The sequence below is a fragment of the Shouchella miscanthi genome, from assembly GCF_007725405.1.
GTDB lineage: Bacteria > Bacillota > Bacilli > Bacillales > Bacillaceae_D > Shouchella > Shouchella hunanensis.
The window spans coordinates 2,548,209-2,559,165 of record NZ_CP042163.1; the positions used below are offsets into that span (position 1 = coordinate 2,548,209).

Annotated in this window: 10 protein-coding genes; all 10 read right to left on the reverse strand. The window is 42.2% G+C overall.

Annotated features, from left to right (window positions below):
- Nucleotides 1-2: 2 nt before the first annotated feature.
- The gene (gene rsgA / locus FPV17_RS12825; RefSeq protein ID WP_035395151.1) at nt 3-884 is read right to left on the reverse strand and encodes a ribosome small subunit-dependent GTPase A; all 882 of its coding nucleotides are present in this window, start codon (nt 882-884) and stop codon (nt 3-5) included.
- Between the two features lie 36 nt (nt 885-920).
- Nucleotides 921-3,014 carry a Stk1 family PASTA domain-containing Ser/Thr kinase gene (gene pknB / locus FPV17_RS12830; protein WP_144559189.1) on the reverse strand — a complete coding sequence of 698 codons (2,094 nt, stop codon included), beginning with the start codon at nt 3,012-3,014 and terminating at the stop codon, nt 921-923.
- A 1-nt stretch (nt 3,015) separates the two neighbouring features.
- Nucleotides 3,016-3,762, reverse strand: coding sequence for a Stp1/IreP family PP2C-type Ser/Thr phosphatase (locus tag FPV17_RS12835; protein WP_432813883.1), 747 nt, complete (start codon nt 3,760-3,762; stop codon nt 3,016-3,018).
- Nucleotides 3,763-3,806: 44 nt separating this feature from the next.
- Nucleotides 3,807-5,159 carry a 16S rRNA (cytosine(967)-C(5))-methyltransferase RsmB gene (rsmB, locus tag FPV17_RS12840; RefSeq protein ID WP_144559191.1) on the reverse strand — a complete coding sequence of 451 codons (1,353 nt, stop codon included), beginning with the start codon at nt 5,157-5,159 and terminating at the stop codon, nt 3,807-3,809.
- The gene (fmt, locus tag FPV17_RS12845; protein WP_144560487.1) at nt 5,146-6,066 is read right to left on the reverse strand and encodes a methionyl-tRNA formyltransferase; all 921 of its coding nucleotides are present in this window, start codon (nt 6,064-6,066) and stop codon (nt 5,146-5,148) included. Before fmt ends, rsmB begins: the two co-directional genes overlap by 14 nt.
- Nucleotides 6,067-6,098: 32 nt before the next feature.
- Nucleotides 6,099-8,501 carry a primosomal protein N' gene (priA, locus tag FPV17_RS12850; protein WP_144559192.1) on the reverse strand — a complete coding sequence of 801 codons (2,403 nt, stop codon included), beginning with the start codon at nt 8,499-8,501 and terminating at the stop codon, nt 6,099-6,101.
- Nucleotides 8,498-9,706, reverse strand: coding sequence for a bifunctional phosphopantothenoylcysteine decarboxylase/phosphopantothenate--cysteine ligase CoaBC (coaBC, locus tag FPV17_RS12855; RefSeq protein ID WP_144559193.1), 1,209 nt, complete (start codon nt 9,704-9,706; stop codon nt 8,498-8,500). The genes priA and coaBC overlap by 4 nt, the downstream gene beginning before the upstream one ends.
- 92 nt (nt 9,707-9,798) lie before the next feature.
- Nucleotides 9,799-10,026: a DNA-directed RNA polymerase subunit omega gene (rpoZ, locus tag FPV17_RS12860; protein ID WP_035395154.1), complete on the reverse strand. Its 228-nt coding sequence runs from the start codon at nt 10,024-10,026 to the stop codon at nt 9,799-9,801.
- Entirely contained in the window at nt 10,026-10,637 is a 612-nt protein-coding gene (gene gmk, locus FPV17_RS12865; protein ID WP_035395200.1) for a guanylate kinase, read from the reverse strand. Before gmk ends, rpoZ begins: the two co-directional genes overlap by 1 nt.
- A gap of 22 nt (nt 10,638-10,659) precedes the next feature.
- Nucleotides 10,660-10,923, reverse strand: a complete 264-nt coding sequence (gene remA, locus FPV17_RS12870; protein ID WP_035395155.1) for an extracellular matrix/biofilm regulator RemA — start codon at nt 10,921-10,923, stop codon at nt 10,660-10,662.
- Nucleotides 10,924-10,957 lie beyond the last annotated feature (34 nt).

A 10,957-nucleotide genomic window follows, 5' to 3' on the forward strand; every position in this document is an offset into this window, starting at 1 on the left:
CGTTAATATCTCCTTTTCTGACTTTTTACTTCTTCTAAAAATTGAAGGTAGTTGTCGTATCTCGATTGCTGAATCTCTCCTTCTTCCAGCCCTCTCTTAACACCACAGCCTGGCTCTTTATCATGTAAACAGCCGCGAAATTTACACTCGTCCATTCGTTCAACAAACTCCGGAAAATAAAAACGTAACTCTTCTTGCTCCATTTGCTCAAAGTCTAATGAGCTAAACCCAGGAGTATCCGCTATTAAACCTTGCTCGATTTCAATTAATTCCACATGTCGAGTCGTATGTTTTCCACGTCCTAAATGACTGGAAATCTCATTCGTCTCTAAATTCATCCCTGGTTTTAATAAGTTGAGAAAAGAAGATTTCCCGACTCCTGACTGACCAGCAATAACCGTTACATTGTCTTTAATAAGTGGTGTTAACACACTAAAGTCTAGCTCCGCTTTTGAGGAAATATACCGTACTTGATAGCCGATTTTTTCATAAAGGGAGACAAATGACTGAATGTCCCTCTTCTCCTCATTTGTAAGTAAATCCATTTTTGTTACGATAATGATTGGCAAGATCTCTTGTCTCTCTATATGAACGAGAAAGCGGTCAAGAAGTGCTGCTGAAAAATCAGGTTCTTTAACGGAAAAAAGTAAAAACGCTTGGTCAACATTTGCAATAGGTGGTCGCACAAGTTCATTGCTACGTTCTTGAATATCCATAATATACCCATCTGTTACATTTTCTGCTTGATATTCTACATGATCGCCAACAAGCGGCGATCGCTTTTGTTTACGAAAGACGCCTCTTGCTCGACACTGTATGATCGTTCCTTTGTCATACACGTAATAATAGCCTGCCAATGCCTTCATAATCAATCCACTTGGCATGCAACTCCTCCTTAAAAAGGCGCGAAATTCGCGCCTTTATTCTTCATATTCATACACATCCGATTCTCGATTAAACTCGTCATCAATAAATACTTCATACGAGCCTGGGTAGCTTGGACTAACTCGTAAATCAATCGTAAAATCCGTTGACGTCGTAATCGTCTCTTCTACAACAACCCGCTCATCACCTTGGGAATTGGCATCTGTTGCAACGATTCGTACAGCAAAGCTCCGTTCCTCTGATTGATGTTCTTCTGAAACCACAACCGTTTGTGTAATTCGATAAACCGAGCTTGGCTCTTCTTCTTCTGTAGGGTCTTCTACAGGGTCAGCGGCGACTGGGTCCTCTACTTCCCCTTCAGGTTGTTGAGGGACTTCTGGAGTTTCGTCTGGTTCGCTTGGTTCAGGCCCTCGGGATAACACAATCTCAACACGGTCGCCTTGTTCCATTGTTGTTAAAGGCTCAGGTGATTGACGAATAACACGTCCTGCTGGTATATCCTCATCATGCTCACGCTCAAACGTACCACGCAAGCCCTCTGCATTAAAATACGCTCGAACATCTTCTTCGGTTTGATTGACGAGGTCATCTAGCTGAATGGTTTCTGGAACAGCAACAGTGAGTACCACCGTCGTATCGGCTGGAACAACGCTTGAACCATTTGATGGGCTTTGTGAAATGACGGTTCCTTCTTGGGCACTATTATCTTCTCTAGACTGCTCTTCCACTTCAAAACCAAGCTGCTCAAGCAAACGCTCCGCTTGTGTAAACGTATAACCAGAGTAGTCATCTAACGTTACTTCTTCTCTCGATGCTACGACATATAAAGTGACTTCCGATCCTTCTTTTACCGTACGCCCAGCTCGAGGAGATTGATTGGCTACTTGTCCCGGTTCATATTCATCTGTTGAGATTGGCTCAACATTTGCAATAAGCCGTTGGCTTTCAATTTCCTCAATTGCTTCGTTCTCTTCCATTCCTTCCACATCAGGAATGGTTGTTTCTTCTACAAAAAACACTTCACTCCACAACGTTAGCGCTAGGATAAATGCCCCTATTATCACACCAATACCAATGATGCTAATCCAAAGCCATTTCTTTTTCTTTTTCGCTGGCTTTTTTGTTTGTTCTGCTTCCTTTTTTTGATCTTCCTGTTTCGCTGTCTCTACCGGGACATCGTCTTGTTTTTGAACAGGAATCTCGATCGTTTTGTCTTGATCTTCATTATTTGTAAAGCCTGCTACAATCGGTAGTTCCTTTGTTTTTTCTTCATCATCGTCTTCTAGTTGTGTATGCAACTGCAACGATTGATTTGGATCTAACGCCATATCACAAGCCCAGATCACGTCTTCAGCAGAATTAAACCGTTGGTTCGGGTCTTTCATCGTTGCTTTTTTAATAATGTCTTCCACACTTTGCGGAATACTCGATACTAGTTCTCTAGCCGACGGAATTTCATTTTGCAAGTGCTTAATCGCAATAGATACCGCAGTATCTCCAGAAAACGGAATTCTCCCTGTTACCATTTCAAACAGAACAATGCCTAGCGAGTATAAGTCAGACCGGTACGTCACATGACCGCCACGAGCTTGTTCTGGAGATAAATAATGGACCGATCCCATGACTGAATTTGTGTGGGTAATAGTCGTTGAGGTCATCGCACGAGCAATCCCAAAATCGGTTACTTTTGCTTCGCCATCTTCGCTAATAAGGATATTTTGCGGTTTCATATCACGATGGACAATTTGCATGGCATGGGCGTGTCCTACTCCATGCAAGATTTGTTTAAAATAGTCAAGAGCCGTGGCAATATCTAAAGGGCCATCTTCTTGAATGACTTCTTTTAGCGTACGGCCCTTGACATATTCCATGACAATATAATAAAGATCTTCTTCTTCTCCAACGTCAAATATATTGACAATGTGAGGATTGTTCAAACTTGTCGCTGCTTGCGCTTCTCTTCTAAAACGCTTAATAAACTGTTCGTCTTTTGAGAATTGAGGCTGAAGTACTTTTACTGCGACATGACGATCTAAAATAACATCCAGTGCTAAATAGACATTCGCCATCCCGCCTCCGCCGATGCTGTCCAATACGACGTAGCGGTCGCCAATTCGTTCTCCAATCATGTTACTCAAGCTCCTCCGTAAATCGTACTAACGCAACAGAAATATTATCTTCGCCTCCACGGTCATTTGCCCGTGCTATTAGAGACTTAGCAATTTGGGACAGCTCATCCTCACGGTTTAATTCTGTAGCTAGTTCAGTATCTTTTACTTTATCAGAAAGACCATCGGAACAAATCATTAACAAGCGAACAGAGTCGGCGGCAATGGTTTCTGTATCAACTTTTACGACAGGTTCTGTGCCAAGGGCTCTTAAAACGATATTTTTTCGCGGATGATCTTCTGCTTCCTCATGAGACAATTGTCCGTTTTTCACAAGTTCGGCGACAAGGGAATGATCCATCGTTTGCTGCTTTAATCCTTCTTCTGTTAACAAATACAAGCGACTATCGCCAACATGAGCGATGGCGATATAGTCTTCAGTGCAAAAAGCAGCAACAGCTGTCGTCCCCATCCCCTCACAATCTTTATTTTCCTTAGCATGCGTAAAGATTGCTTGGTTCATTTCAACAAAGGTTTCTTGTAGAAAAGCTTCTGCTTCTACTGCAGACAAGGAAAGCGGTAGTTCATCCCAGTTTTTCTTCATAATCCGAAGGGCTATAGCACTTGCCACGTCACCAGCTGAGTGCCCTCCCATACCATCAGCAACAAATGCTAGTGTTCCTGTTGAAGAAGATAAAACCGCACCATTATCCTCATTATTCGAGCGAACTTTTCCAATATCAGTTAAAAATGTCGTGCTCTCTATCAAATCCATCACCTCAATTTTTGAATGGCTTATTCTTGTCACGAAGACTAGGCGTGCTTTAACGCAACCATAAAAAATCCATCTGTTTGAAAGTCTTGCGGAAGAATGGTTAAGCCGTATTGACCAAAACGACCATTGTCTCTTACTTGCTTTGGTAAGCGCTCAAATGCTGCTTCATCAACAACAAAAGGATGCGTTGAAAGAAACGCCTCAACAACACGATCATTCTCTTCATGATCTACGGTGCACGTACTATACACGAGCGTACCAGTAGGCTGCACAAATTGGCTCGCATTCGCTAAAATAAGCTGTTGTGTATGTGTGATGCGATTTGTATCTTCTTCGGTTTTTGACCATCGAATGTCCGGCTTCCGGCGAATCACACCGAATCCGGTGCAAGGTGCATCAACAAGGACTCGGTCATAAGCGTGTTCTATTCGATCTGTTAATGTCTTAGCGTCTTGCGTGTCTGCCGTTACATTTGGTAGCTGCAAACGCGCCACTTGTTCATTGATTAATTTAATCTTTTGCTTATGTAAATCAAAAGACGTCACACTTCCTGTTCCGTTCAATGATTCTGCTAAATGAGTTGATTTTCCTCCAGGAGCAGCACATGTATCTAGTACATCCATATTTTCCTCAGCGCCCACTAGTAGTCCTACAAGCATAGAAGCTTCGTCTTGAGCTGTAAAATAGCCATGCTGATAAGCTACTGTTGAGAATGGATTGCCTTTCTTCACGATAATAGCGAGATCAGGAAGTAGCTCTGAAGGAACGACTTCCACTCCTTCCTCTTCTAACTTGCTGATGACTTGTTCAACGGTCGTTTTCATACGGTTCACCCGAAGACTCGTTTCAGGTGGTTCGTTGTTTATTAATGCCATCGCTCTTGCATCATCATAGCTATACTGTTCTATCCATTTTTTTAACAGCCATTCAGGATGACTTGTCTCAATAGCTAAGCGAGTCACTTCATCCTCTATAGTGCTAAACGTTGGGAAGCCCTCACGTTGAATGGAGCGGAGCACACCATTTACTAGTCCACTTATTCCTTTATGTCCCCGTTTATTGGCAATGGTCACTGCTTCGTGAACGATCGCCCGATCCGGAATACGATCCAAATAAACCATTTGGTAAACAGAAAGACGCAGCAACACATCGACCCACAGCTCTCGTTTCTTCTTGCTTTTGTTTAAAAATGGTGATAAGTAATAATCAAGTGTTAACCGCCGTGCAACTGTTCCATAAACAAGTTCTGTTAAAAGACCTGTATCTTGATGACTTAGTCCAGCTTCTTTTAACGTATGATTAACGAGTAAATGGCTATAGGCTTGGTTCTTTTCAATTTTAACTAACGCATCCATTGCGACTTCTCGTACGGTTGCTTTATCTTTCGTCATGCTGTACTCCTAAATGATTTGAAATAGTAAATTGATGTGCAATTAAGCTAGCATCGACCGCTTTCTTTCCTGCAAGCTGAACGTTTTGTAAACACAAAACTGTTCCTTCTCCACTTGCCACATAGACTCCCTCTTTTGCTGTCCGAATAATAACACCAGGCTGTTCTGACGTTCGTTCATTTGTCGCCACAGCAACCCACACTTTTATACGTTTTCCATCCATCCACGTAAACGCACCTGGCCATGGTCGCATGCCTCGAACTTGATTGGCTAGCTGCTGTGCAGTTTTTTCCCACTGTAACTCTTCTTGTTCACGACGAATGTTTGGTGCAAATGTTGCTTCTTCATGCACTTGAGGAACAGGATTTGCTCGTTTTGCACGTAAGTCTTCTATTGTCGGAATAAGCAATTCAGCGCCTAGCTGACTAAGCTTTGTGTGCATCGTGCCTACATCGTCTTGATCATGAATTGGAATGGCTTTTTTTGAAAGCACATCACCAGCATCCAGTTTTTCTTCCATATACATAATGGAAATACCTGTTTCCTTTTCTCCATCAATAATCGCTTGGTGTATAGGCGCACCACCTCGATATTTTGGAAGTAACGAAGCATGAACATTAATACAGCCGAGCACAGGTGCATCAAGTAGCGCTCGCGGAACGATTTGGCCGTAAGCAGCTGTAACAATGAGATCCGGCTTTAAGGCTATAATGTCTGAATAGTCTTCACGAATTCTTTCTGGCTGTAAGACCTGAATGCCATGCTTTTCTGCCTCTACTTTTACAGGGCTGGGCGTAAGCACACGCTTTCGTCCAACTGGTCGATCAGGCTGTGTAATGACAGCTATAACCGTGTAATGCTCAAGTAATGTTTTTAAGATCGGGACTGAAAAATCCGGTGTCCCCATAAAGATAATGTTCACGTTCTTCACTCCTGTCCTTACATAAAAAAGTACGGATGGACATCCATACTAATCGATAACCGTTTCGTTGTTGTATCCCGTTGGTAGTGATGCAATACGGTTTCTAACGTCTCATATAATTTCGGCTCATGCTTATATTTTATCACGCATTGATAGCGATATCTATCTTTGATACGGGCAATAGGCGAGACAACAGGACCAAGAATAACCGTTTCTTCGCTTAAGGTACGCTTTAAGTAATCCGCTATTTTTCCGGACGTTTTTATTACTGTTGCCAGGTCTTGATCGGAAATGGTGAGAAGAGCCATATAATAATATGGTGGATAGCCACCTTGCTTACGAATTCTCATTTCACTTGCGAAAAATTGCTCATAATCATGTTGCTTAACAAGCTGAATGCTGTAATGTTCTGGCGTGTATGATTGAACAATCACTTCTCCTGTTAATTCTGCTCGTCCCGCTCGTCCTGCAACTTGTTCTAGCACTTGAAACGTCCGCTCTGCGCTTCGAAAATCAGGAATATGCAGCATAGAATCTGCAGCGAGGACGCCGACTAACGTAATGTTTGGAAAATCAAGCCCTTTTGCAATCATTTGGGTACCAAGTAAAATATCACCTTTGCCTTGTCCAAAAGCATCGAGTAATGTCTTATGAGAGCCTTTCTTTCTAGTTGTGTCGACATCCATTCGAATAACGTTCGCTTCTGGAAAATATTTATACAGCTCTTCTTCCACTTTTTGCGTGCCTGAGCCGAAGAATCGAATGTGCTCGCTTCCACACTCCGTGCACGTCGTTGGCATTGGTTTCTCGTCGCCACAGTAATGGCATTTTAATGAATGCCCTTTACGATGGTAGGTGTAAGAGATATCACAATAATCACATGTTGCCACATACCCACAATCTCTACACATAACAAATGTTGAATAACCACGACGATTTAAAAATAGCACCGTTTGCTCTTTTCGATCCAACCGCTCCCTAAGCCCTTGAAGCAACGCTCTAGAGAACATTGAACGATTGCCATTGCGAAGCTCCTCACGCATGTCCACAATTTCTACTTCAGGCATCGGCCGCGCATTTACTCGTTCTTGCAATGAAACCAACGTATAGTTGCCTTTCTTTGCACGAGCAAACGATTCAACTGATGGGGTCGCACTTCCCAATAAGACTGGCGCTCGATGGTTCGCTCCACGGTATTTCGCAACATCTCTTGTGTGGTAACGTGGTGCTTCTTCTTGTTTGTAACTTGATTCATGCTCTTCATCAATAATAAGTAAACCGAGGTTTGTAAATGGTGCAAATACAGCAGAACGAGCACCTACAACAACACTAACTTCTTTTCGGTGGATCTTTCGCCACTCGTCGTATTTTTCTCCATTGGATAAACCAGAGTGCATAATAGCTACTAAATTGCCGAATCGAGCTTTAAAGCGATTCACCATTTGTGGGGTAAGAGAGATTTCCGGAACAAGCATGATGGCTTCTTGGCCTTTTTGAAGTACTTTAGCAATGGCTTGTAAATAGATTTCCGTTTTACCGCTTCCTGTAACACCGTGTAGTAGCACCGTTTCATACCGGTCTTCCTCAATGGGACGAGAAATAACTTGGAGTGCCTCTTGTTGCTTTGGTGTTAATACAAGCGGCTCGGACCTTGTAAATGTATCATTGCTTGTCGGATCTCGGTACACTTCTTGTGCCCATTCCTGAACAAACCCTTTATCAAGTAAAGCTTTTAGGGTTGCACGACTCGATTTCGTTTCAGCTATAGCTTGCTGTGACGGTAAAGGTCGCTGCTTCCCTTTTAAGAATTGAATCAGTTCATACTGTTTCTTTGCTTTTCGCTGTAAGGATTCTAGCTCTGATTCGGGTACATCACTAACTGTAACAAACCGTTCTGTTTTCATTTTTGTATGAGCCTTTGTTGCATATTCAATTTCAACAAGGCCTGCTTCAAGAGCCTTTTTCATTGTGAGAAGATCGCTAGGTTCCCCTTTTTTTAGTTCATCCCAATTCAAATGATTTCCATTGCCAAATAGGGTACGTATCTGCTCGGGCAGCTCTGTTCTTTCGACCCTCATTTGAATGATCTTAGAAACTTTTGTCTTTAATGCCGCCGGTAACATCGCTTGAAAGGCAGTAACTTGAAAGCAAATCGTTGCCTTTGCTAACCATTTGCCAAGGGCTAACAATTCTTCGCTTAAAACCGGTACAGGATCAAGTACTTCAATAATAGCTTTCATATTCTTGACGTCACTTGTTTCGGTTCGCTCAATCACAAAACCTTGAATTTTCCGCGGTCCAAATGGTACGACGACCCGAATACCTGGCTGAACAAGCGTCTCCCATTCGCTTGGAATCTTATAATCAAAGAGTCGATCTGTCTGTGCAGTAGGTACGTCTACGATAATGCGCGCAATCACAAGGCGCCGCTTCTTTTCATATAGGCTTCAATTTCATCAAAAATATGAAGAGCCACATCTTTCTTTGATGCAAGTGGATAACGTTTCTCATAATGGTCTTTTGCATAAACAGTCACGATATTTGTATCGTGATCAAACCCTGCGCCTTCCGTTGTAATATTATTTGCAACAATGAGGTCTAGGTTTTTTCGTTCAAGCTTGTCTTTTGCGTAGAATTCGACGTCTTGAGATTCAGCTGCAAACCCCACAAGCACTTGGCTCTGCTTTAACTCACCTAGTCGCTTCAACGTATCGCGGGTTTTCTTTAGCGGTAAAGACCATTGATTCGTTTGCTTTTTACGCTTTTGATTTCCGACTATTTCAGGAGCATAATCTGCCACTGCAGCAGACTTCACAACAATATCAACATCATTAAATCGCTTTGTCACTTCCTCATAGAGGTCTTCAGCTGATTGTATCGATACAACCTCTACACCACTAGGAGGCTTTAACCCTGTTGGTCCTGATACAAGCGTCACGTGAGCTCCGCGATTTCTCGCTTCTGTCGCAAGCGCGTAGCCTGTTTTGCCAGAAGAATAGTTCGACAAATACCGAACAGGGTCGATTTTTTCCCGAGTTGGACCTGCTGTAATTAATACGCGCTTTCCGGTAAATACGGTTTGATCTAAACACATTAGTTGAACGAGCTCTAGTAAATCTTCCGGCTCAGCCATTCGACCTTTGCCGACCCATCCACAAGCTAAATATCCTGCATTCGGTTCAATTACTTGAAAGCCATACGCTTTTAATTGCTGCAAATTTCTTTGCGTGGCTGGATGATCATACATATTAACGTTCATAGCTGGAGCAAAAACGACAGGTGCTTTTGTTGCTAATAGCATCGTCGTTAACATATTATCAGCGATTCCATTTGCTACCTTTGCCACTGTATTTGCACTAGCAGGTGCAACAAGGACAAGATCGGCTTGATCTGCAATATCAATATGTGCAATCTTTGTTGAATCAGGCTCATAAAATGTATCCGTATAGACTTCATTTCTAGACAGAGCTTGGAATGTCGTTGGAGCAATAAACTGTTTTGCAGACTCGGTCATCACAACATAGACGTTAGCCCCAGCTTGTGTTAGTTTGCTCACTAATGCTGCGCTTTTAAAAGCAGCAATTCCTCCACTTACTCCAATAACGATTGTTTTGTTTTTTAACACTTTGGCCACCTCGCATAAAAAAAGCTGTCTCCTCTACTAATCACTTACTTTACAAAAGAAGTGCTTTTTAGTCTACGAAGACAGCTTACTATTTACTCTTTATTGTCCGTTTCGTCTTGTGACGGAACGCGATGGGTTAAACGATCTTGCACAATTTCTTCTAACGCTAATCCAACAAATTTATACGATTTCGGTTGGGTTGCAAGGGGGACTCGACTAGCTACTTCTTTCATTTCTCGTGCACGTCTTGAAGATACGGTCACAAGCGAATATTTTGAATCAAGTTTTTCTAATAGGCTATCAATGGATGGATAAAGCATTATTTCTTCACCTCAACTAATTCTTGGTATTTTAATCGTTCACGGCGACAGTGTTCAGCTGTCACAATCGCTTTAATGCGCTCGACAGCAAGCTCCACTTCATCATTTTCTACAACATAGTCATACATGCGCATTAAATCAATTTCTTCTTTAGCAACATGCATCCGTTCATTAATAATATCTTCTGTTTCTGTACCTCGACCAACGATACGATCGCGTAGTTCTTTTAAACTTGGTGGAGCTAAGAAAATAAAAACACCCTCTGGGAATGCTTTACGAACTTTTTGTGCTCCTTGAACTTCAATTTCTAAAATAATGTCTCTACCTGCATTAATTGTTTCTCTAACATAATCAATAGGCGTTCCATAAAAATTCCCTACATATTCCGCCCATTCGAGTAACGCGTCATTTTGAATCATTTCTTTAAATTCTTCTCTCGATTTGAAGAAATAGTTGACTCCATGTTCTTCCCCAGCTCTTGGCTTTCTCGTTGTCGCAGAAACAGAGTATTCAATCGCTGTATCTTGTTTCCGAAGAGCACCACAAACCGTCCCTTTTCCAACACCAGCTGGACCTGATAGAACGATTAATAGCCCCTTTTCTCGCTTCATCAAAATGGTTTACCTCCCGCTTTTAAGCCTCGTCAGCTTCTTCGTCTTTCGTATGTAATCGTTGGGCAACAGTCTCCGGTTGAACCGCACTTAAGATTACATGGTCAGAATCTGTCACAATGACAGCCCGAGTTCTTCTTCCGTATGTCGCGTCAATTAACATATTCCGTTCTCGAGCTTCCTGCATAATGCGCTTAATTGGTGCCGATTCTGGACTGACAATCGAAATAATTCGATTTGCGGAGACAATATTGCCGAAGCCAATGTTGATTAATTTAATGGTCATTCTTCAATCCTCCATAAAAGTAAACGAGCTGCTA

Bases quoted from the DNA above. Each gene is read 5' to 3' on its own strand.
- fmt (WP_144560487.1), bottom strand. From the start codon at position 6,066: ATGGGGACACCGGATTTTTCAGTCCCGATCTTAAAAACATTACTTGAG.
- gmk (WP_035395200.1), bottom strand. From the start codon at position 10,637: ATGAAGCGAGAAAAGGGGCTATTAATCGTTCTATCAGGTCCAGCTGGT.
- remA (WP_035395155.1), bottom strand. From the start codon at position 10,923: ATGACCATTAAATTAATCAACATTGGCTTCGGCAATATTGTCTCCGCA.
- rpoZ (WP_035395154.1), bottom strand. From the start codon at position 10,026: ATGCTTTATCCATCCATTGATAGCCTATTAGAAAAACTTGATTCAAAA.
- pknB (WP_144559189.1), bottom strand. From the start codon at position 3,014: ATGATTGGAGAACGAATTGGCGACCGCTACGTCGTATTGGACAGCATC.
- rsgA (WP_035395151.1), bottom strand. From the start codon at position 884: ATGCCAAGTGGATTGATTATGAAGGCATTGGCAGGCTATTATTACGTG.
- rsmB (WP_144559191.1), bottom strand. From the start codon at position 5,159: ATGACGAAAGATAAAGCAACCGTACGAGAAGTCGCAATGGATGCGTTA.